Source organism: Pontibacter toksunensis (assembly GCF_042686245.1).
Classification (GTDB): domain Bacteria; phylum Bacteroidota; class Bacteroidia; order Cytophagales; family Hymenobacteraceae; genus Pontibacter; species Pontibacter toksunensis.
The window spans coordinates 86027-110098 of record NZ_JBHUOX010000002.1; the positions used below are offsets into that span (position 1 = coordinate 86027).

Below are 24072 nucleotides of genomic sequence, written 5' to 3' on the forward strand. Positions count from 1 at the left end.
GCAAAGCTGTCATCCTCTCCGGATGGCAGCTTTTTCTTTTATAGTGGCCTCGGTTTACTTATCTTTTTCTTCTCAAGGCTGATGCAGTAATCGCCTTAAACATTCTAAGATATAAGTTGAGGTACTGTATATTCATTTCACTTTGCTTGCTACATTGCTTAGGCAATAGGTACTCTCCTCCTGCGAAACTCTGATTCTGGCTTGATTTTAACTCTCCAACCTCCTATATACCTTTAACATAATAAAACTCTTACTCTCCGATGTACTGTGTTTCCTGTTTTACAGCCAGGCCTTTTCACAAGGATGTGTAGCTGTCAGAAGCAACGGCATGATGTCGTGCAGCATGGAACACCCAGACGAAGAAGCCGAAGCGAAGGGCTGGCAGCTCAATGTGGCGCATCGTTACTTTAAGTCGTTCCGCCACTTTAGAGGCGATGAGGAAGAAAAGGAGCGCCTGGAGAGAAAAACGGAAGTCATCAACTGGCAGCACAGCCTTGACCTCACGCTGCTCCGGCAGTTCAACAACAGATGGTCGCTGAGTGTGGGAGTTCCCCTTCTTGCAAACAAGCGCTCTTCGCTCTACGAGCACGGAAGAACCGAACGGCACAACACCGGTTCTGCAGGCATTAGCGATGCAAGAATCACTGCCTACAGATGGCTCCTTAGTCCACAAAAAGCAACCAAAGGTAATCTGCAGCTGGGGCTTGGCGCGAAGCTACCTACCGGCAATTATACTGCAAAGGACACCTTCTACAATGTTGGCCCGGACGGAGCGCCGGAAGAACGGCCGGTTGACCAATCAATACAATTGGGCGATGGCGGCTTTGGAGCAATTACAGAATTAAACGGCTTTTACTCGCTGGGCAGCCACGTCAGCGCTTACGGCAATGTGTATTACCTATTTAACCCACGAGGCGATAACGGTACCCGTACCTTCCGCTCCCGTGCGAATGAGGCCATTATGAGTGTGGCAGACCAATACATGGTGCGCGTGGGAGTAAACCACAGCTTTGTCGGAAAGCTGCAGGGGCTAACTGCCTCTCTGGGCGGACGAATGGAAGGCGTGCCAGTGGAAGATGCCATCGGCAGCAGTAAAGGTTTCAGGCGACCAGGATATGTGCAGTCACTTGAACCGGGCTTCAGCTATCAGGTGAAAAAAGTAAACTTCTTTGCTACAGCACCTGTTGCCCTAAAGCGGAACCGCCTGCAGAGCGTAACAGACAAAGAAAACACAATCTTAACAGGAACCTATGTGCATGGCGATGCAGCATTTGCGGATCATGCGCTGAACATTGGGTGCACTATCAAACTATAGCTTTAACCAGAGAAGCAGCCACCTCAATAAAGAGGGCAGGAAAGAAATTCTTTCCTGCCCTCTTTATTGAGGTGGTAAGGCTACAGGTGCTATTTTTCCTACAGGTGAATCCGCAAGGTGCAGGCATCTAAGTGTTTCATTTTGAGGTAGAAAAAATAACAGCCTGCTCCTGCCCACCTCCCAACCTCCTGCACCGACACCAGTACTTACTTTCTGATTTTGATTATGCAATAGTTAAAGCAGGGAACTTCCTTTTAGCTGCAAGTCTGTAAAGTTATTAGATTCAGCCCGATAGCCATACTTACAGCCTTGTAGTTGGGAGTCCGCACAGTAAATTCCTTACTACGCTAGCCGTTACAGCAGTATTCAATCACTTCACCTATAGGAGAAAAGTTAAATTCTCTCACAAAGATGATTCTATGAAGCTATTACTACAGTTACCACTCCTGAAGTCGGCCATGCTCTCTTAATGTAGCCGGAGCTTACACTTTCTAAGAAAAGCTCAAAAAAACAATCTTTACGAACATCGCAAGCAATAAGCCCTGCAAGAACGTTTATTTTCACATTTATTCAGATAAATAGCTCTTTTTTTACTGATTTTCTATATAAAATCGTGCTTCTTATACAATATCTATAAAGAACGATTTGTTTTTTGAGGATTCGTGTAGTAAATTATGAATTCGTTTACACAAATAAGTTAAGTGTTTACCTCAGTTAACGTTAGATGAATCAAGAGAATACAATAAATGCCGGGTTGTACAGACCTGAGTTTGAGCATGACGCCTGCGGTGTCGGGTGTGTCGTAAACCTGAACGGGAAAAAGGCTCATAGCATCGTGAAAGATGCGCTCACGATGTTGACAAACATGGAGCACCGCGGAGCAACAGGAAGTGATTCTGAGACAGGGGACGGTGCCGGAATACTGGTGCAACTCCCACACGAATTTTTCAAAAAACAGCTGGACGAGTTTGCTATCAGGCTTCCTCAGCCGGGCTTCTATGGTGTCGGTATGATTTTCTTCCCGTCTGTTTACGAAGTCAGGGATAAGTGCCGCCAAACCATGAACCAGTGCATCCGCAAAATGGGCTTTAACCTGCTGGGCTACCGGTTGGTACCAGTTAACGGGCGTGTGCCAGGGCATGAGTCAAAAGCAGTGGAGCCTTATATCGAGCAGGTGTTTATACAACCTGCTGATTCGAATGTAAAAGAGGATGAACTGGAGCGCAAGCTGTTTGTACTGCGTAGCCTAATTACGCACGAGATCAAGAAAACAGTGAGTGGCGAGAACGGCACCTTCTATATGCCCAGCCTTTCTTCTCGCACCATTATATATAAAGGACAGCTGAAAACGGATCAGGTAGAAAAGTACTACCATGACCTCCGCCACCCTGATTTCAAGTCTGCCTTGGCTGTGGTGCATTCCCGATTCTCAACCAACACTTTCCCTAACTGGAAACTGGCACAGCCGTTCCGCTTTATAGCGCACAACGGCGAGATCAACACCATCAAGGGAAATGTAACCAAGATGAAGTCGAAGGAGGCCCTGATGTATTCGCCCCTGTTCACGGAGGAGGAAATGAAGTGGCTGCTTCCTATCACCAACCCGGAGAACTCTGACTCAGCCAACCTGGATGCGATGGTGGAACTGCTGACGCTGTCCGGAAGACCACTCCCGCACGTTATGATGATGCTGGTGCCGGAAGCTTGGCAGGATAACCCGTTTATGGACCCGTACAGAAAGGCGTTCTATAAATACCATGCCTCTTTGATGGAGCCCTGGGATGGTCCTGCTGCCCTGTTCTTTACCGACGGCAAGCAGATTGGTGCTACCCTGGATCGAAATGGCCTTCGCCCGGTGCGTTTCTGCGTGACCCAGCAAGGTCGCCTGATCATGGCGTCAGAAGCTGGTGCGTTACCTGTAAACCCGAAAGATGTGGTAAGACGGGGTAGACTGCAGCCAGGCAAAATGTTATTGGCCAACCTGGAGGAAAACAAAATTTATGAGGATGAGGAGATAAAGCGCATTGTCTGCGACGAAAAACCGTATTACGAATGGATTCAGCAAAACCGTATAAAGCTGCACCAGCAGCCGGAGCCTGAGTTCTGCCTGAACGATGTCTCGTCAGAAGAGCTACTGCAGAAGCAAAAGGCCTACGGCTATACCGCTGAGGATCTGAAGCTGATCATCAAGCCGATGGCAACCACTGGCAAAGAGCCTTTGGGCAGCATGGGTTCTGATGCGCCGCTGGCAGTGCTGTCGCTGCAAAGCCAGCATGTATCCAATTACTTTAAGCAGCACTTCGCGCAGGTAAGCAACCCTCCTATCGACCCGATACGGGAGCGCCTGGTGATGTCGCTTTTCACCCGCCTGGGAGAATCGCTAAACGTGCTGGACGAAACGCCTGCGCACACACGCCAGATACACATTTCGCATCCGGTGCTGAGCCATGGTGATTTCAACAAGATCATCAACCTTGGCTCCGAAGGATTTGAGCATACCATAATCAACGCGACATTCCCGACCACAGAAAAGGGTGCGTTGCAGGATGCCCTTGACACTATCTGTGCCGCGGCAGAGGCAGCGGTGCGTGACGGCAAGAAGATTCTCATTATCTCTAACCGTGCCATCGGCCCTACCTCCGCCGCTATACCTTCTCTGTTAGCGGTGGGTGCTATTCACCACCACCTGGTGCACAAGCGCATCCGAACGAAGACTGGTTTGGTGGTAGAAGCCGGAGATGCCTGGGAGACACATCACTTCGCTACTATTATTGGGTATGGCGCCAGCTGTGTGTATCCTTATATGGTGTATGATACGATTCAGAGCCTGCTTCAGCAGGAAAAGCTGGATACGTCAGTTCCATTTGCCACCTACGCAGACAATTTTATTTACGCTGTCGGAAATGGACTGCTGAAGATACTTTCAAAGATGGGTATCAGTACGCTGCAGTCTTACCAGAGCGCCCAGATTTTTGAGTGCCTGGGATTCGGGCAGGAAGTAATTCAGAAATGTTTTAAAGGAACAACCAGCCGCCTGGAAGGTCTGAACTTTGAGGACCTGGAAAAAGAAGCGCTCATCAAGCACCAGTCTGCTTACCTGGATGAAAACACCTTGCTGGAAACGGGAGGTTTCTTCCAGTGGAGAAGAAGAGGCGAAGAGCACCTGCTGCGTCCGGAGATCATCCACCTGCTGCAGAAGTCCACACGCCTGAAGGACTTTAAACTGTACCAGGAGTACTCCAAACACGTGCGCAAGCACCAGGAGTCTACTATCACGCTGCGTAACCTGTTTGAGTTCCGCAAGCGCCAGTCGGTGCCGGTGGAGGAAGTAGAACCTGCAGAAAGCATTCTGAAGCGTTTTGCCACCGGAGCCATGTCCTTTGGTTCCCTCTCGCATGAGGCACACAGTACACTGGCCATCGCGATGAATAGAATTGGCGGCAAGAGCAACAGCGGCGAAGGCGGTGAAGACGAGGCGCGTTATGTTGTGAAGCCCAACGGAGACTCAGAGCGCTCTGCTATCAAGCAGGTGGCCTCCGGTCGTTTCGGTGTGACAAGCCACTACCTGGCAAATGCCGATGAAATACAGATTAAAATTGCGCAGGGTGCCAAGCCAGGCGAAGGCGGACAGCTTCCGGGCCATAAAGTGGATGGCTGGATTGCCCGCGTACGTCACTCCACCCCGGGTGTAGGTCTGATTTCTCCACCTCCGCACCACGACATTTACTCGATAGAGGATCTGAAGCAGCTGATATATGACCTGAAAAACGCTAACCCGAACGCCCGCATCAATGTGAAGCTGGTAGCCGAGGCTGGTGTAGGCACTATCGCGGCAGGTGTTGCCAAAGCGAAAGCAGATGCCATCATGATTTCAGGTGCCGATGGTGGTACAGGTGCCAGCCCGCTGAGCTCTATCCGTCACGCTGGATTGCCATGGGAAATTGGTTTGGCAGAGGCGCACCAGACACTGGTGAAAAACAACCTGCGCAGCCGCGTGGTATTGCAGACAGACGGAAAGCTGATGACAGGCTATGACCTGGCTGTAGCTACTTTGCTCGGTGCAGAAGAATTTGGTGTGGCCACCGCCGCCCTGATTGCAGAAGGCTGTATTATGATGCGCAAGTGCCACCTGAACACCTGCCCTGTGGGTATTGCGACACAGAACCCGGAGCTCCGCCAGCTGTTTACCGGCGAGCCGGAGTATGTAGTGAACCTGTTCCAGTTTATGGCTGAAGAGCTTCGTCAGATCATGGCATCGCTAGGTTTCAGAACCATCAACGAGATGGTGGGCCAGAGCCAGGTGCTGAAGGTCAGAAACAACCTGAACCACTGGAAGCTGAAAAACCTGAACTTCGCCCCTATCCTGCACAAGGAAATAGTGCCTAATAACGTGGGTATTTACAACCAGATACACCAGGTGCATGATATTGAGCAGATACTGGACAGAAAGCTTATCCGTGATTTTGAAAAAGGAAAGAAAGAAGTGGAGCACCGCATCATCAACGTAGACCGCACAGTGGGTGCTATGCTATCTTACGAAGTATCTCTGAAGCACGGAAAGGCAGGCTTACCGGAAGACAGCTTCAAGGCTACCTTCCATGGTTCTGCCGGCCAAACATTCGGCGGCTTCCTTGCACCGGGTCTCACCTTCAAGCTTGTTGGGGAAGCCAATGACTACCTCGGCAAAGGCCTGTCTGGTGGTAAGCTGATATTGCAGCCTTTCGAGGGCACAACTTATGTGGCGCACGAGCACATTATTACGGGTAACGTGGCCTTATATGGTGCCACTTCCGGCACTGCTTATATCAATGGTATGGCCGGTGAGCGCTTCTGCGTGCGGAACTCCGGTGCAGAGGCAGTAGTAGAAGGCATCGGGGACCACGGTTGCGAATACATGACCGGCGGCAAGGTGCTGGTGCTGGGCTCCGTAGGTAAAAATTTTGCAGCTGGTATGAGCGGCGGTATGGCCTTCGTGTATGACCCCGCCAATGCTTTCCCGGACCAGTGCAACCTCGACATGATAGATCTGGAGCAGCCAGCAGCAGCAGACCTGGCTTGGATAGAGGAAAAGCTGCGGGAGCATGTAGCCTACACACAGAGTATACTAGCCCAGGAGCTCCTGCAAGGCTGGCATGCACACCAGAAGTTCTTCCATAAGGTGATGCCGCATGACCTGAAGAAAGCCTTGAAAGTAAAAGAAAGTGAAATGCTTAAAGAAGTAGCCTGATGGGAAAAGATGATGGATTTTTGAAGTATAACCGCGAGCTACCAAAAGCGCGGGATCCAAAACAAAGAATAAACGACTCAAACGAAATATATACTGAATTCCCGGAGGAAAAGACAAAAATACAGGCTGCCCGCTGTATGGATTGTGGCGTGCCTTTCTGCCACAACGGCTGTCCGCTGGGTAACCTGATTCCGGACTTCAACGATGCCGTGTACGATGGCGAATGGGAACGTGCCGCGCAGATTCTGTACAGCACCAACAACTTTCCTGAGTTCACGGGCCGGATCTGCCCTGCTCCCTGCGAGTCCAGCTGCGTGTTGTCCATCAACAAACCTGCAGTCGCCATCGAGCATATCGAGAAGGCTATCGCAGAGAAGTCATTTGAGCTGGGGCTGGTAAAAGCACAGCCGCCAGTGCGACGGACAGGTAAAAAAGTAGCCGTTATTGGCTCCGGACCGGCTGGCCTGGCTGCCGCTGCCCAACTGAACCAGGCGGGCCATCTTGTGGATGTTTATGACAAGGATGATAAGGCTGGAGGCTTACTTCGTTATGGTATTCCTGACTTTAAGCTGGAGAAGTGGACGATTGACCGTCGGCTTGCTGTTCTGGAGGAAGAAGGCGTACAGTTTAAACTTGGTGTTGAAGTAGGAAAAGACATCAGCCTGAGAAGATTGCACCGAAAGTACGATGCAGTGCTGTTAGCTATAGGTTCTACCAAGCCCAGAGTACTGAATATTCCAGGGAATGACCTGAAAGGTATTCACTTTGCAATGGACTACCTCACACTGCACAACCGCAGAGTGGCAGGGGAAGATATACCGGCAGAGACAGACCTGTATGCCCGCGACAAACACGTGCTCGTTATCGGTGGTGGCGACACAGGCTCTGACTGCGTCGGAACCGCCAACCGGCAGTTTGCGAAGTATGTGAGCCAGTTGCAGTACCGCACTATGCCTTCTACTGTACGCACACCTGACAATCCATGGCCAGAAACGCCGATGACCTATACCTCTTCCAGCTCGCATGAAGAAGGCTGTGAGCGCAGCTGGGGCTGGCTTACTAAAGAGTTTGTGGGTGACGAGAACGGTCATGTAACAGGTCTGAAGGTGGTGGAACTGGAGTGGAAGAATGGCCGGGAATATTCAGAGAAACCGGATAGTGAGAAAATACTTCCTTGCGACCTGGGCCTGATTGCTATCGGATATGAGCGGCCGATGCACGATGCTTTTAAGTCAAGTTTCGATATTGAGACAGACCAACGTGGTAATTTTAAGCTGAAGGAGTGGCAGACAAACGTGCCGGGCATTTTTTCTGCCGGAGATTCCTTCCGTGGGCAGTCGCTGGTGGTGTGGGCCATTTCGGACGGCCGGGAAGCTGCGCGTGCCATCGATATTTACCTGATGGGTGCCTCTGATCTGCCTTCCAAAGAACTTTCCAAGCTGATGCTGAATAGCTAACAGAGGCAATTTGACCTCGCGTTACTGAACGCAAAACAACTTAATTTGCGGGTCTGACTGATTCGCCACCTATATGAAATAAAAAGCCGCTTTGTCTTCTGACAGAGCGGCTTTTTATGTTGTACAAAGTATGTATAAACACAAACTAAAAGCACCACTAATGCTTATACATAAAGTACTTGTTCACTTAATGTAATTTCTTGGTTGCTGCCAAAACTAGTTAAAGCTTTTGAAAAAGTCCTGATCAATTTCAAATACTGTTACAGGCTTAAGCCCAAGATGATATTTCTCAAATAGTTCAACTAACCTATTACCATCAATGAGTTCAATAGGTGTAACTCCATCTCTGGTAGCTTCTGACTTAGCCTCTTTTGTAAATCTTCCGGTTGTAATAATTAGTCCTTTTTCTCCTCTTCCCTGCATTGCCCCTCTAAAATCTCTTACGTGGTGGGGTGAAACGGTCTCCTTGTAACGTTTACACTGGAAAATAATGTTCAGGCTGACAACATCATTAAGCTTTACCACACCTTTACCGTCAATACCTTGATCTCCTGCTCCTCCAGTTATTATGATCTCATTTATTCCAATTTCTGTCAATAACCTTTTACAAAGTTTTTCAAAACCAGATGCTGATAAACTCTGAATCAAATGAATCAGGTTTACTGTATGCTCTTCATCCTCAGTTGGAATACTTTCAAATTTAGGTTCGCTTTTTTTAGGGGATGGTTCTGCAGCTTTCTTGACACTCTCCTGGACTTTTTTGAACAAATTGTAAACTCCGTCTTCTGTTAATTTTAATTCAAGCCCTTCATTGGTTAATCGCCAAATACCTCTTTGGGCATTGTCAATTAAACCCGCTTTAAACAGATAAAACCTTGCCCACTAAATTTGATTCCGTATTCTTGACTGTCCATTAGATGTTGTTTCCTCTAGTTCTGACTCTGTTATGCCTAATTTTTCAATTACCTGATCAATTACATCAGAAGAATCTCCAGCACCTCCATTATCCTGGAGAATTGTTAAAACCGGCATTATGTACTTTAGAAATTCAGGACCTTTCATTTTTTATAACAAGTTCAAGCACAATTGTCTGCAATATGAATGGAGAAGACTAAAACTCAGCCTTTGTTTCATAATGCTATGCTTTTAACAATATAATAAGAGCAAAAATATGCTCCTAATAACTATCATCATATTATTATATATAGCTATAATACAACAGCTTAAAATAACATGATTTTCGCTTGCCACTATCAATGATTGCATACAAAAGGTACATCAGAGTCAATCTTAAAAAAATCTCACTAGAGCTTATTGGAGAAAGAAGTGACAATTAAAAGGTGAGATGAAATTACAGCAAAGCTTCTGCAGCAGCTCCTATCAGTATATAAACAGGTTTGTAGTTTATACTTAATTTTAAGTGAGCAAACACTTTTTGAAGCTCCAAACACTTCCATGTGCCCTCCTGAAACGTATAACTATTTTTAACATGCTTAACCCTATCTACTAATTCATTTTGCATCATTCTTACTTATCCATATTGCTGTTTAAGACGCACTTCTGTTTAACTGTATGAAAATAGCAGAGCTTAAAATAATGCGTGGGCCAAATTACTGGTCTATCAAGCATCCTAAGATCATTGTTCTCAAACTAGACCTGGAGGACCTGCAGGATACTCTTACTGACGAAATACAAAACCTGGCGCAAAAACTCGAAAAACTTTTCCCGGGCATGTATAAACACCGCTCTTCCGTAGGCACAGACGGAGGCTTTTTCCGGTTGGTTCGGGAGGGTACTACCCTCAGCAAAGTGGTGCAGCATATCGCGCTTGAGCTCCAGACGATGGCCGGAATGGACTCCGGGTACGGCAGACGCTATGCGGCGAACGAACCAGGAATGGACTGGGTCGTCTTCTCCTATCAGCAGGAAAGAGCCGGTGAGTATGCTGCTGAGGCAGCTGTACGCATTACCGAAGCACTTGCCAGAGGCGAAAAAGTAAGCGTGATCCAGGACGTGGCTAAATTACACCAGATACGGGAAGACGAGTATTTTGGCCCGAGCACAGAAGCCATTGTGCTGGAGGCAGTCTCTAGGAACATCCCCTATATCCAAAACAAGAAAAGCGGCCATATACAGTTAGGCTATGGTGTGCACCAGAAGCGGATTCAGGCGGCCATGACAAACAAGACTCCCTTCTTTGCCGTGGAAAGTGCCGGTGATAAAAATGCAACGAAGCTCATACTTGACGAAGCAGGCATACCGGTGCCTCAGGGCCATATAGTATATGATGCTGCTGAACTGGAGGAGGCTATAGAAGATTTGGGCTATCCTATTGTAACAAAACCACTTGATGGGAACCAGGGTAAGGGTGCCAGCATCAACATACACAACTGGAAAGATGCGCTGAAAGGACTTGCCGAAGCAAAGTGCTTTTCGCAGGCAGTGATGGTAGAGCAGTTTATACAGGGCGATGATTACCGCATGTTGGTGATAGACGGCAAGTTTATAGCAGCAGCCAAACGCACACCCGCCATGGTGGTTGGCGACGGAAAATCTACTATCAGGCAGCTGGTGAACACCGTGAACAAAGACCCGCGCCGGGGTGTGGGGCACGAGAAAGCGCTGACGCACATCAAGGTTGATAAAATAACCAGGGGAATTTTGCGTGAAAAAGGGCTTACACTGCAGTCGGTGCTACCGGCAGGAAAAAGTTTGTATCTCAAAAATACCGCTAATTTAAGTACAGGCGGTACCGCGACAGACGTAACGGATATGGTGCACCCTTACAACGTGCTGATGGCGGAGCGGATTGCGGGGATCATTGGGCTGGATATATGCGGCATTGATGTGATGACCTCTGACATTGCCATACCGCTTCCGGAAACAAGAGGTGCCGTGATTGAGGTAAACGCTGCTCCCGGTTTGCGTATGCACATCTCCCCTACCGAAGGCTTACCCCGCAACGTGGCAGACCCTATTATCAACATGTTGTTCCCTTACGAATGCCCTTCCCGCATTCCTATTGTGGCGGTAACAGGCACAAACGGAAAAACAACTACTACCCGCCTGCTGGCGCACATGCTTAAGTTTAAAGGCTATAAAGTGGGTTATACTACCACAGACGGCATCTATATACAAGACAGAAAAATAATAAAGGGCGATACCACCGGTTCCTTCAGCAGCGAGTTTGTGCTGAAAGACCCGACAGTGAACTATGCTGTGCTGGAGTGTGCGCGGGGCGGTTTGCTGCGCTCCGGCCTTGCTTTCACGCAGTGCGACATCGGGATTGTAACGAATGTATCGGAAGATCACCTAGGGTTGGGTGACATCAATACGGTGCAGGATATGGCCAATGTAAAAGGCGTTATACCTAAAACAGTTTGCCAAGAGGGGTATGCTGTCCTGAATGCCGACGATGATTTGGTTTACAACATGGCCGCCGGCTTGCGCTGCAAAATAGCTTTGTTCAGCATGGATGAAGATAACTTCCGCATCAAGGAACACATTTCCAAAGGTGGACTGGCGGCTGTTTTTGAAGACGGCTATATCTCCATTTTCAAAAACACTTATAAAATTAGGGTAGACAGGGTTGCCGATGTACCGCTTACGTTTGGAGGCAAAGCCCGGTTCAATATCCAAAACGTACTGGCTGCCACGCTGGCAGGGTATGTTTCCCATCTCGAAATAAGTGAGATAAAGACGGCGCTGCGCACCTTTATACCATCACCAGAAACCACGCCAGGGCGCATGAACATGTTTAAGTTGCCTAAGTGTGATGTCCTCATAGATTATGCTCACAACGCAGCAGGTATGCAGGCTATCAGCGAATTTATCCGCAACATGGACGGCCATCCGAAGATTGGAATCATTGCGGGCATCGGTGACCGGCGAGACGAAGATACCCGCGATTTAGGCAGAGTGGCCGCCTCCGTGTTTGACGATATCATCATCAGGCAGGACTCTGATTTGCGGGGCCGCGATGGCAAAGAAATAAACAATTTGGTGAAAGAGGGAATCTTCTCTGTGAAGCCAGAACTGGAACCAAAGGAAATAAACCAGGAGACGCGGGCGCTGGCCTATGCCCTGGAGTATGCCCCGGAGGGTGCTTTCATAACCCTTTTTGCTGAGAACATACCCGAGGCAGTTAAAATGGTAGAGAGCTTCCGGATTATACAGCACCGCAAACAGGAAACCGCCAGCTGAGTTAGGTAGTATGGAGCCAAAGCAGCTGATATAATATAAACAATACGGCTGCTTTGGCTGTAAACTTATGTAGAAACACATAAGTAACACAACCCTATCTATGGAAGTATACAAAGAACTTAATAAACAGTTTATAAATGGAGAATGGACGGATGGCACAGAGGGCCACACAGTAGAGAACCTGAACCCCTATGATGAATCTGTCATCAACACATTTAAGGGAGCCAGTACAGATGATGTAGACAGAGCATTCGACTCCGCTAAAGAAGCCTCTAAAACATGGAGCGTCACTCCCCCGACTGAAAGGCAAAAGGTACTGCTGAAAGCAGCGAATCTTTTACAGGAGCGCAAACAAGAGATAATGGACTGGCTGACAAAAGAGGTTGGCGGTACGTACCAGAAGGCAGAAGTAGAATTCATGCAGACGTACCAGATGCTGATCGAGTCTTCCTCCTTCCCGATGTGGATGCACGGGTATACCATTCCTTCAATGACGCCGGGCAAGCAGAGCCTCGTCTTCAGGAAAGCGTTGGGAGTTGTGGCCATGATTAGCCCCTGGAATTTTCCGCTGTACCTTTCCATGCGCACGGTTGCTCCTGCTTTAGCTGTAGGAAATACAGTTGTGATGAAGCCAGCCTCGCAGTCTCCGGTAACTGGGGGAACTTTGATTGCCAAACTTTTTGAAGAAGCAGGTGTGACTAAGGGAGTTGTCAGTGTCGTGGTGGGTAAGTCCAGCATTATCGGTGACCACTTTACAGGGCATCCGGCCTCCAGCCTTATTTCCTTTACAGGTTCTACTCCGGTGGGCAAAGGTATAGGACGTATTGGAGGAGAAGGCTTAAAGAAGCTTGCGCTGGAGTTAGGAGGTAACAACCCACTTGTTATACTGGAAGATGCTGACATTGGTAATGCCGTAGATGCCGCCATTTTTGGCAGATACATGCACCAGGGGCAGATCTGTATGTCCACGAACCGGATAATTGTTCATGAAAAGGTCTATGAAGAGTTCAGGGACCGGTTTGTCCAAAGAGCGAAGGCCTTGCCCTATGGTGACCCTACCGATAAGGAAACGGTTATAGGCCCTTTGATAGACAACAAGTCTGTGAAGCGCGTGCTGGACTTAATAGACAGAGCCGTAAAGGCTGGTGCGAAAATAGAAACAGGCGGTAAGGCAGAAGGCAACGTGGTTCAACCGACGGTACTAATCGGTGTAACAGAAGAAAACCCTGTGTTTCAAGAAGAGATCTTTGGACCGGTTGTAGGCCTCACCACTTTCAAGGACGATCAGGAAGGTATAAGACTGGCAAACGCCACACAGTATGGCCTGAGCTCTGCACTGCATACCAAAGACCTGCAGAAAGGTATACGGCTTGCAAAACAGATAGAAGCAGGTATGGTGCACATCAACGACCAGTCTGTAAACGACGAAATGAATACCCCGTTTGGAGGAGAAAAGGATTCTGGCGTGGGACGCTTCGGTGGCCAGTGGATTCTGGAAGAGCTTACTACACTGCAATGGATCAGCTACCAGGATGAATACAGAGACTATCCAATATAAGGAGGTATAGTATAAAACAAGTGCGGCCTGTTCAGAGTGTTGAACAGGCCGCACTTGTTTTATTTCCTTGGAAACTACTACCTCTTTCGGACAGGCAGAATTACACAACTGCTTTATGCGATATCGTTTCCTCCACCGGTATATTCACTTGTTTGTTACCTACTATAAAGCGGTTACCGGTGTCGTAGGTGAAGTAGCTCCAGAGCCAGTTAACGGATACAACCAGACGATTCCGGAAACCAACGACAGAGATAAGGTGAATAAACATCCAGATTAACCAGGCAATGAAACCCTGCGTTTTATACTCCTTCTTGAAAATCTTCAGATCAGCCACGGCACGGTTTCTTCCTACAGTTGCCATAGAGCCTTGGTCGTTGTAGTTAAAGGCCTCCAATGGTTTACCAGCCAGCATGTTGCAGATGTTTTTTCCCAGCTGTTCGCCCTGCTGCATGGCAGGCTGGGCCAGCATAGGGTGCCCAAGAGGATACTCTTCTGTTACCATAGCGGCAACATCGCCAAGCGCAAAGATGTTGTCATAGCCAGATACGAGGTTATGAACATCTACCAGCAGCCGGTTTCCTTTCAGTATGCTCTCAGGCCTGAGGCCGCGAATAGGCGAGCCCGAAACGCCTGCCGCCCAAATCACAGTGCGCGAAACCATTGTCTCCCCGGAATCCAGGTACACGGTGTACCCGTCATAGGACTTCACGCGGCGGTTCAGCCATACTTTTACCCCGAAATCTTCCAGGTACTTGAGTGCTTTCTGCGAGGCCTCCTCTGACATACCTTTCAGTAAAGCTGGCCCGCTCTGCACCAGGTGTATGTCCATTTCACAAAAATCGAGTTCTTTATAATCTTTCGGGAACACATGCTTCCGTAATTCACTTAGTGCGCCTGCCAACTCCACTCCTGTCGGGCCACCACCCACAATCACGTAGTCCATCAGGCTGTTTATCTGCTCCTCATCATCCACCTGCAGTGCCTTTTCGAAGTTCTGCAAAATGGTATTGCGCAGTGTTACCGCATCATCCAGGCTCTTCATAGAAATGGTTTTCTCCTCCATCTCCTTATCTCCGAAAAAGTTAGAGGTAGCACCAGTGGCCAGCACCAGGTAGTCGTATTCAATGAGGCCAATAGAGGTTTCTACCAATCGGTTTGCTGTGTCTATCTGCTCTACATCGGCTAACCGGAAGTAAAAGTTTTTCTGGTCATTGAATATTTTCCGGAAAGGGTGAATAATGGAATCGGCCTCTACACCAGCCGTAGCCACTTGGTAAAGTAGCGGCTGAAAGGTGTGATAATTTTCCCTGTCTACCAACACCACCTGCACATCAGCGTCCCGCAGGGACTTTGCCAGCTCGATGCCTGCAAAGCCTCCTCCAATGATGAGGACACGTGGTTTACCTAGATGTTCTATTCTTGTATGGTTTGACATTTTAAGCTGTGTTTAAACCGACTCACAAGGCTGTGGAGTGAGCATAGTATAGTTTTGTATAAAACGAATGAGAGCCGCGACTGAACAGACACTACACATTACCTCCCGCTCATTTATAATTCTACGAATTACGGCTGCTGCTGTTATAAAGAAAGGGTATACGGAGGCAGGAGAAGACTGGTACAGCTAAGGAGGAATCCTTAAGGATGAGACAACATATAACTATTCCGTATTGCACTTTTAAGCAATGAAAGACGACAGCTATATACTTGCGCAGGTACTGCACAATCTTATAGCTGTCGTAGTAATTTATAAAAGAAGGCTTAATATAAGATTTGTAACAGGCTAAAGAAACGGCCTCCCCGTAGCCATCACCTGTATTAGATTCGTGTGTCCAGGTTTTTCCCTAAATCCTGTACCTTTTTCATAAAGGTTTCGATTGTTTCATCTGAGTAAGTACCATAGGCATCAGATATGGTTCCTTTGGCACCGGACGTTGTTTCTAAAACGTATAGGATAGCCATATCATCAGGATTACTTTCTCCTTCAAAACGGTAGAAGTTTACAATACGCACCTCATCAGGACCAAACTTCTGCTTATCATCCATGGTACTTAGCATACCTTCCTCTGTTACTTTAAAATCAAGCTTTACCCCTTCCTTCCGGAGTTGGGCAAGCACAGTGATGAGAGGTGTTAATTCAGCTTTATTCTCCATATTTATATGTATCAAGTCAATTCAAGTTATAAACCTATACGAGGAAAAAGCGCAAGGATTCAGGTTAGTAACTAATAAATGCTAAAGAAGATAAGGTGAACTTCATAAACAGCAAATTGATATAATATAGGAACATCTCTGAAGCGAATTGAGAAGCTGGCCCTATCAAAATAAATAACTAACTATCTTTTTGTTAGCTCCTCCACAATTCTTTCACAGAGTTCATGTGTGGCTAGGGCATCTTTAGCTGAAAAGCGTGGAGAAGTGCCTGTTTCCACAGTTTGCAGGAAGTCAGCTACAATCTGCTCAAATCCCCGCTTGTACAGTGTAGGCTCCCAATCACTGGCACCCAACTGTATTTTCTCTCTGCCCTGCAGCACCATGACATCCGATACATTATAGGCCACTCTTTTTTCAGTGGAGTTCATTACTTCCACTTTCTCTTCATTGGTGCCGCTGTCGCGGTTCATGATACCAATGGCGGTGGCACCACTGGCAGAGAAAAGCTGTATGGTTACATGGTGCAGCAGCCCCTGCTCTATTCTGCCATTTACAACAAGCTGCTCCACTGTGTAAGGAAAGAGGTAACGCAACGTATCTACCACATGGATAAAATCGTCGAAAATAAAGGTGCGCACATCGGCAGGTTGGTTCAACCTGTTCTTCTGCATGATAACCACATTTGGTTCTGCCAACTCTTTCAGCTTCTGATAGGCCGGTGCATACCGCCTGTTAAAGCCAGTCATCAGAATCAAGCCTTTGCTTTTTGCCAGATCTACTAAAGCCCTTGATGAGGCGTAACTGTAAGTGATAGGCTTGTCAACATAGACATCTATGTTGTGTTGCAGGAGCTGCTCTACCAGTTCAGCGTGTACTTCGGTGGCCCCATGCACAAAGGCGCCCTTTATGCCGCTGTTCAGCAGCGAGTCCAGGCTCGGGTGAAGGTGCTTGTATCGGTATTGCTGCCCGATGCGCGCAAGTTTATCCTGATCTCTGGTGTATAGGTGCAGTTCTACCTCAGGCCGGCTACTCATAACAGGCAGGTACGCTTTCTGCGCAATGTCACCCAAACCTATCATTCCTATTTTCAACATGTCTTGTTCATTATTGGTTGTTGATGTTCTGCTTTTCCTGTTCTTTCTCCTCTCTTGCTACATGTGGAGGCATACGTAATAAAATAAAACAAGCCGAAGATACTGTATCTCCGGCTTGTTTTTGCCTGAAACATAGCAGGCCTTATTACTTTAGAAAAGCTATTTTAAAATAAAACCAGAAACTGGTTTTACCTGCAACCTTGCTGCTGAAGAAATCTGACCTGATATGAGATCTTTAAGCTTTTTCTTACCAGTCCACTTCCTCAAATCCAGTCGCTGCACCGCATCAGACCTATTCAATACGACCCAGACTGTTTCGCCATTATAGGTTCTGCTGAATACCACCAGCTTTTTAGCCGGATCTTGGTATACAAATTTGGCATCTCCCTTCTGTAAGGCTGGTTCGCTGTTCCTCACTTCTGCCAGGTTCTGATAATAGGCAAACAGTTCTTTATTGAAGTTGTTTTCATCGGGCTTACGCTCTTTCCCAAACGGATGGTGTGTTTCCGGCTCGTAAGTCATGTCTGCCCATACCATTGGTTTACGGTCATCGGGGTCGTCCGGCCCCCACATACCTGATTCGGTTCCATAATAGATCATGGGCGCTCCTTTCCAGGTAAACTGGAACAAAGCCACCAGTCTTTGGATCTGACGCTCCTGCTCATTAGGTTTTCGCACCTCAAAGCCGTCTCGTGGATGCCCCTCCCGGTCATACTCCTTCCCCGGATTTACAATGATGGAAGCCAGCCTTGCGGCATCATGACTATCCATCAGGTTCTGCAGCACATGCCCTGCTCCCTCCGGGTAGTCTTCCTCTATTTGTTTCAGCCTGCGGGCAAATTCTTTTGTATCTATGCGGTCATCAATCAAGAAATCCTTGGCAGCATAGGCAAAACGATAATTCATAACAGAGGTGAACATGTCGGCGGAAATAAATTCTTTGGCCTTCTCTGTCCATATTTCAGCCACGGTGATGGCCTTTGGGTTGATTTCACGCACCAAGGCATGCCATTCTTTCCACCATTCCTTTCCTACTTCCTCGGCCACATCCAGGCGCCAGCCGTCTATGCCATCTGCGGGATTGCCATCGCCATTTGGATCCATCCACCGGCGGGTCACAGCAATTATGTGCTCCCGTATTGGCTTCACCAAGTTTTCATTTTCCTCTCGAAAGACTGGCAAACTTTTATGCCCCCACCAGCCTTCGTAATCAAATTCGTTCTTGTCCTTTGTTGCGGGATTATCAAAAGAATTAACTTCATACCAATTCTTGTAAGGCGACTGCTCCTGGTTTTTCACCACATCCTGGAAAGCCCAGAACTCTGTTCCGGTGTGGTTCCAGACACCATCAATTACAACCTTTATGTCACGGCTATGCGCTTCTTGGATCAGTTTTAGGAAAAGAGAGTCTGCCGAAGTCCATTTCCAAGTTGTGGGATCACCAGGATTTTCAGCGGCAAAGAGCGCAACGTCACCTTCTGGATCTGGTCCAAAATTGCGGTCGATGTGGTGATAGTAGGAGGCATCATATTTGTGCATCGACTGCGCATCAAAAACGGGATTAAAGTAGATGGCTCCTACGCCGAGTTCTTTCAGGTAATCAAGTTTGTCTATGACTCCCTGTAAGTCTCCTCCATAGCGCCTCGTTGTTGTACTGGCATAGAAGTCATCAGACTGGTCGGCCTCCCACGTGTCTGTCTTATACCAATCCTGTGTCCATGAAGACGGGTGCCAGCCTTCCGGTCCGCGAGCCCGCTCCCGGTTTGGTTGGTTCGTAGTGTCACCATCCCTGAACCGTTCCGGAAAAATCTGATACCACACTACTCCCTTCGCCCAATCAGGTGCTTTGTATGCAGTGTTGTTCTTATCCGTTACTGTTCTGACTCCTTGTGCAAAAAGGAATGAGGGTAAAAAGGTGAATACAAGGATTACTACTCTTTTCATTTGCCGGGTAATCATACCGTTTCGAATCAAATTTTCTAAAGTACCTGGGTTATCTATGCAGATTATCCTCTTGCTTGATAAAAGCAGTTTTTCATCTTAAAATGAACTGGCTCAGAAAAAACTTCTTCATCACCTCTTCACCACTGGTTAAAAGGATAAAATCACAGCATCAGAAGGACCAACTTTAATTGGAATAGCATCGCCAACATTCTTTACCTCAAAGGTCTCCTGGGTGAGTTCGTTCTTGAATGACATAGAATTGCCACCGCTTATACCGATAGCTACTTTTACATCCTTTGGCAACTTAATTTCAGTTTCTAAAGTCTGCTCACGGTCAAAGTTGGCAACCACCAGCACCCGATTGTCACCTGCATAGCGTAGGTAAGCGTACTGCTTCTGGTTGAAGCCTTTCTGGTTGTTCAGCTCATAAAACTTTCCGTTTCGGATAGCCTCATTCTCTTTGCTGAAGTTTAACAAGGTCTGGTAGAAAGAACGGAGTTTTTTCTGATCATCGCTGAGCTTTCCGCCGTCAAACCTGCCGTTATTCATCCATTTCTGGTGCTCGGGTACACCCCAGTAATCAAATATGGACGTGCGGTTATCCTCGCCACCGAAACCTTCTACTCCCTTGCCGGGCTCTCCTACTTCCTGTCCAAAGTAGATCATCACCGGTCCGGAAGCTAGTGTAGCCGTCAGGACCATGGCCGGTTTTGCCAGCCACGGGTCTTGAGCAAATCCAGCTGAGGCAATCCGTTCTTCATCATGGTTTTCCAGGAATCGCAACATTCTAGAAGAGAAGCCGCGGCTATCTTTACTCCATACATCTGTAATACCTTTTACATTGGCATTCGGCTCATCACGGATGAGGCGCTTCAGGCCATCATATAAACCTACCTTGTCATATAAGAAGTCGAACTTTCCAACAGTCAGGTACTGCTCGTATACTTTGGGATCATAGGCTTCTGCAATGAAAATTAAGTCGGGCTTTACTTCTTTTACCTGCGGTATAACCCAGCTCCAGAATTCAACTGGTACCATTTCGGCAACATCACAACGGAATCCATCCACATCTTTGCTGGCCCAAAACCTCAGGATATCCCGCATTTTGATCCACACCGGCGGAATCGGTTCAAAGTAAGTCTTTTTACCGTTCTGGTAGTCCACTCCGTAGTTAAGCTTAATGGTTTCGTACCAGTCGTCTATGCCAGGCTTGGCTGAGAATATATTGTTACCAGTGGCCTTTGGCGGATTTTCATCGAACTTTCCGTCTTTCAGAGGGTGGCGAAAGGACTCGCCCCCGGCGTTTGTACCTGCTGGCACCACAAATGAAGTACCGGGAAGGTAATAAAAGTCGTTTTTTGGGTCGTAGGCCTTTGTCTTATCATCGTCCTCTCCAAAACCTTTTACACCTGCTGGTTTGGCATCTGAGACATACGTTCTGGCAACATGGTTGGGTATAAAGTCAATGATTACCTTCAGGTCATGTTCGTGGGTTCGCTCCACCAAATCCTCAAATTCCTCCATACGGTTCTCCACATTTTCTGCCAGGTCCGGGTCCACATCATAATAATCTTTCACCGCATATGGCGATCCGGCACGTCCTTTCACCACATCGGGATCATCGAGTGTAATACCGTATGCAGTAAGATCCGTCATCGTTGCATGCTCCAGCACTCCGGTATACCATACATGCGTAACCCCTAGCTTTTTCAGTTCCTCCATGGCTTCCTCTGTGACATCGTTGAACTTACCAGTACCGTTCTCCTCTTTCGAGCCATATGTTTTGTTTGTGCTGTTCTTGTTGCCAAACAGGCGCACCACCATCTGGTATATAATTATTTTGTTATCCTTTACTTCTTCCTCCGTGGTGTTGCTCAGTTTCGGGCTGTTACTGGTAGAAGGCACAGTCGTACACGCGTTACCTAAAAGCATGGTCAATATGGTTAGATATATTGTTCTTCTTGATTTGGTTCTCATAACAGGTTTCTGCATGTCTCGTTAACCGAGAACATTTTTTTCTATGATTTTTTTCCAGAAAGGTAACTTTCCGGGCTAAGCTGGCTGCGACAGGTGTGCTTGACGAAACGCTACGTTTCCAATAAGTGGCAGTAGCTGTTCTTTCTCCGATTTAGCTTGACAGACCTTCTATTAACTCAGACCACATACTACTTTTGACTTAGGCATCAGCTTATAAATTGCTATTGCACCTTTCCCCATTTACTGCATCTCATGGTATGGCAGGAACAGAAAAGCACTTACGCTTTCTGACTGTAGGTGCGATTACTGTATCAACCTAATAGCTGATAAAGACAGAACCCGGCGTCATGGCCGGGTTCTGTCTTTATAGTTTTGGATCCGCTATTCTTGACTAATGAACAGGTAATTACCAGTTAAGTCGTTGAAGATAATCTTATAAGTCCCGGCTGGAATCTTAATGTTTTCATTTCCTGTCGTGTTGAACAGCTTGTCTTCGGTACCTGCTGGAGCACCCCAGTTTACAGACCAGTCCGGGGCAATTCTAAACTTCAACTCCGCATCTTCTTCAAATGTATGCTCTAAAGTCCAGTAATGAGGATTGAAAGCAGATTTTTCCATCGGTATGATTCCACCCCAACCATTGAAGGAGCCGATGATACCGATAGAGGCGTAGGTGGCTTTACTGCTAGCATCATAGGGAACTACTGTAAAAGTGTTGTTACGCAGATTCACCGTCACCGTATAATATCCTTCGGAAGGGATCACTATATTAGCAGGATCAGGATCACCTTCTGTTTCCCGGAAAGTTAAAACACCGTTTTCACCATTTCCCCAACTAGGGGCCCAGCTACCGCGCTGACCTAGAATCTTAAATTGGTCCGCTTTAAACTTGCCGGTGTAGGTAAACATAAATAAGTTGCTTGGGTCACGCAGCATGGCAATGGCCTTTGTGTTATCCCAGCCTGCATCAGTAGCAGCACCAATCAAATATAAAGTTTTATACGGAGGTTCAGTAAGGTAAGGTGTTAACGATAAAGTTACTGAGTTTGTTAATACCGGTGTCACGTTAGGAGAAACAGAGGCGCGTATACGCATGTCCAGCTCGTTCGGCTCGAAAGCCCTTATGTCAAGCTTATTCACCAAAGTGTTCAATTGAGCAACAGTGAAGGTTTTCTCATTATTATTTCCCAAATCCGCTGTGACAGGAGCAGCGAAATCATTCCCCTTCATGTCTACCTCAAGCACATAGTTTACCGCTGCATCGAAGCCAAAATCGGCTTCGTTCCACGATAGAGTCAGAGCGTCGTTAGCCGCATCCTCCTCCAGTAACACCATATTGGTAGTAGAGGCTGTGAGAACAGGTGCTGTGCCAACCCTTAAGGTAACACGTTCCTCATCTTTCTCACAGGAAATAAGGGCAAAGGAACATAGGGTGAGTATAAATACTCTGTTTATCCAAGTCTTCATATACAAAATTTTAAATTTAGTGGATAAACAGGCAAGCAGTGCGTAAACTGCTTGCCTGTTTTAATTACCTGTAATTCGGGTTCTGCACCAGGTTAGGGTTGGCAATAACATCTACTGAAGGTATTGGGTACAGTACGCGGAAATCCTGCACAGCCCTTCCTTCCATTACACCACCTTTCCATGGCCACAGGTACTCACCGCCTGTAAATAACCCGTAACGGATCAGGTCAGTTCTGCGGTGTGCTTCCCAGTATAATTCCCTGGCTCTCTCATCCAGTATGAAAGGTAAAGTCAGCTGGCTTTGCGTGATATTTCCATCCGGCCCGTCATAAGCCCGCTCGCGTAGCTGGTTCACGAGTTGCACCGCAGTAGCCAGGTCGCCACCGCTTCCGCCACGCAATACCGCCTCTGCATACATCAGGTACACATCAGCCAAACGGAACATTGGGTAGTCTGTGTCAGGAAAAGCTCCGGTAGAATGAGAACCAAGCTGACCGGCAGAAGTAATGTTTCGGTATTTGGTTATGGCAAAGCCTTCTGTGAACGGGCTGATGTCATCTATCACCAGATCATGACCTTCTGTGTGGAAGATCGCACGCTCATCTATAGTGCCTGTAACGTCCGGGAATTTCTCTACCAGCGCTTCAGTAGTACGCAAGCCAGCCCAACCTCCCTCTATACCAAACCTGGACCTAAGGTTGTTCATGCTAGGACCAAAAGGAGCATGTGTCAGGTACGTCATACCACCGTAAGTCTGCGTCCTTAAACCATCAAACACAATTGGAAATATTATTCCGCTTGCTGTGTTGTTGTCTGCCAGGAACAGGTGCTGGTACTCATCCTCCAGCATGAAGCCGGCATCAATAACTTTCTTCGCATATGTTACAGCATCTGTATAGCGAGCATTGCCGGTATATACCTCTGCATTCAGGTACAGCTTGGTAAGCAGTGTCCAGGCAGCTGCCTGGTCGGCTCTTCCATACTCGTTCTGCCCTGCGGCCACCAATTCGTCTTCAATAGCAAGCAACTCAGACTCTACGTAATTAAAAAGATCTTCCCTTGAAATAGGTTCAGGGAAAAAGGCACCTACCATGTCCTCTTCCGTTACAAAAGGCACACCACCTCCAAACAAATCCATTGCATGCCAGTAACTAAGGGCTCTGAGAAAGCGGGCTTCCGCACGGAATTCTCTGGCTGTTTCTGCCTGTGCACCTGAAATGCCACGGCTGCTTAATTTATCGTCTGTCGTTTCGCGGATGAACTCGTTTGTGAGCGATACCTGATAGTAGATGCGGCTAAACATGGCGGTCACAAACTGATTGTTCGGTGTCCAGTCCATCTCATGCAGGTCAGGTAAGCCCGCGTCACCCCATCCAATCACTGCCTCGTCAGTTGGGAGTTCTTGTAACTGCCAGTACTGGCGCAGGTAACTGGAGAAACCCTCGTCACCTCCGGTAATATCCGGGTTACCAGCAGGTCCTTGCTGGCCCGTTACTGCATAGCCGGAGTAGAGTTTTGCCAGCACATTCTTATAGTTGGCAAAATCCTGGTATACCGTAGCCGAGGTTATCTCATTTGGCGGCACCTGGTCTAGGTCGTCATGACAGGAAGCTACCGAAAACGCAACTATACCGGCCAACAGGATATTTTTAAAATATTTAGTCTTCATCTTTTCTTGT

At 47.5% G+C, this 24072-nt stretch carries 13 protein-coding genes and 1 pseudogene; 5 read left to right on the forward strand and 9 right to left on the reverse strand.

The genetic code is table 11. The features are described from left to right. Positions 1–343 precede the first annotated feature (343 nt). From ACFS7Z_RS03280 to ACFS7Z_RS03290, 3 genes are all read left to right on the forward strand, one after another. A complete protein-coding gene (locus ACFS7Z_RS03280) occupies positions 344–1315 on the forward strand; it encodes a hypothetical protein (protein ID WP_377480854.1) in 972 nt (323 codons plus the stop codon). A gap of 724 nt (positions 1316–2039) precedes the next feature. Continuing rightward, positions 2040–6542 carry a glutamate synthase large subunit gene (gene gltB / locus ACFS7Z_RS03285; protein WP_377480857.1) on the forward strand — a complete coding sequence of 1501 codons (4503 nt, stop codon included), beginning with the start codon at positions 2040–2042 and terminating at the stop codon, positions 6540–6542. Next, positions 6542–7999 (forward strand): glutamate synthase subunit beta, encoded by a 1458-nt coding sequence (locus ACFS7Z_RS03290; protein WP_377480861.1) that lies wholly within the window; start codon positions 6542–6544, stop codon positions 7997–7999. Before gltB ends, ACFS7Z_RS03290 begins: the two co-directional genes overlap by 1 nt. 216 nt (positions 8000–8215) lie before the next feature. Here ACFS7Z_RS03290 and ACFS7Z_RS03295 read toward each other — a convergent pair whose 3' ends face one another. Together ACFS7Z_RS03295 and ACFS7Z_RS03300 are read right to left on the reverse strand one after the other, a co-directional pair. Next, complete coding sequence (locus ACFS7Z_RS03295) at positions 8216–8767, reverse strand: restriction endonuclease (RefSeq protein ID WP_377481739.1); 552 nt, start codon at positions 8765–8767, stop codon at positions 8216–8218. 39 nt (positions 8768–8806) lie between these two features. Further along, positions 8807–9061 (reverse strand): annotated as a pseudogene (locus tag ACFS7Z_RS03300) (winged helix-turn-helix domain-containing protein); the annotation flags it as partial. Between the two features lie 510 nt (positions 9062–9571). Between ACFS7Z_RS03300 and cphA the strand changes: the two are divergent. After that, entirely contained in the window at positions 9572–12202 is a 2631-nt protein-coding gene (cphA, locus tag ACFS7Z_RS03305; RefSeq protein ID WP_377480863.1) for a cyanophycin synthetase, read from the forward strand. 100 nt (positions 12203–12302) lie between these two features. Beyond that, entirely contained in the window at positions 12303–13760 is a 1458-nt protein-coding gene (locus ACFS7Z_RS03310; protein ID WP_377480866.1) for an aldehyde dehydrogenase family protein, read from the forward strand. A gap of 100 nt (positions 13761–13860) precedes the next feature. Here ACFS7Z_RS03310 and ACFS7Z_RS03315 read toward each other — a convergent pair whose 3' ends face one another. From ACFS7Z_RS03315 to ACFS7Z_RS03345, 7 genes are all read right to left on the reverse strand, one after another. Beyond that, on the reverse strand, positions 13861–15195 hold the full coding sequence (locus ACFS7Z_RS03315) for an NAD(P)/FAD-dependent oxidoreductase (RefSeq protein WP_377480869.1): 1335 nt from the start codon (positions 15193–15195) through the stop codon (positions 13861–13863). Positions 15196–15575: 380 nt separating this feature from the next. Then, positions 15576–15911: a hypothetical protein gene (locus tag ACFS7Z_RS03320; protein WP_377480872.1), complete on the reverse strand. Its 336-nt coding sequence runs from the start codon at positions 15909–15911 to the stop codon at positions 15576–15578. A gap of 182 nt (positions 15912–16093) precedes the next feature. Then, positions 16094–17005 carry a Gfo/Idh/MocA family protein gene (locus ACFS7Z_RS03325; RefSeq protein WP_377480875.1) on the reverse strand — a complete coding sequence of 304 codons (912 nt, stop codon included), beginning with the start codon at positions 17003–17005 and terminating at the stop codon, positions 16094–16096. 159 nt (positions 17006–17164) lie between these two features. Then, the gene (locus tag ACFS7Z_RS03330; protein ID WP_377480878.1) at positions 17165–18949 is read right to left on the reverse strand and encodes a glycoside hydrolase family 13 protein; all 1785 of its coding nucleotides are present in this window, start codon (positions 18947–18949) and stop codon (positions 17165–17167) included. A 147-nt stretch (positions 18950–19096) separates the two neighbouring features. Then, on the reverse strand, positions 19097–20881 hold the full coding sequence (locus ACFS7Z_RS03335; RefSeq protein ID WP_377480881.1) for an alpha-amylase family glycosyl hydrolase: 1785 nt from the start codon (positions 20879–20881) through the stop codon (positions 19097–19099). A gap of 426 nt (positions 20882–21307) precedes the next feature. Further along, a complete protein-coding gene (locus ACFS7Z_RS03340) occupies positions 21308–22393 on the reverse strand; it encodes a SusE domain-containing protein (protein ID WP_377480884.1) in 1086 nt (361 codons plus the stop codon). Positions 22394–22457: 64 nt separating this feature from the next. After that, positions 22458–24062 carry a RagB/SusD family nutrient uptake outer membrane protein gene (locus ACFS7Z_RS03345; RefSeq protein ID WP_377480888.1) on the reverse strand — a complete coding sequence of 535 codons (1605 nt, stop codon included), beginning with the start codon at positions 24060–24062 and terminating at the stop codon, positions 22458–22460. Positions 24063–24072: the final 10 nt, after the last annotated feature.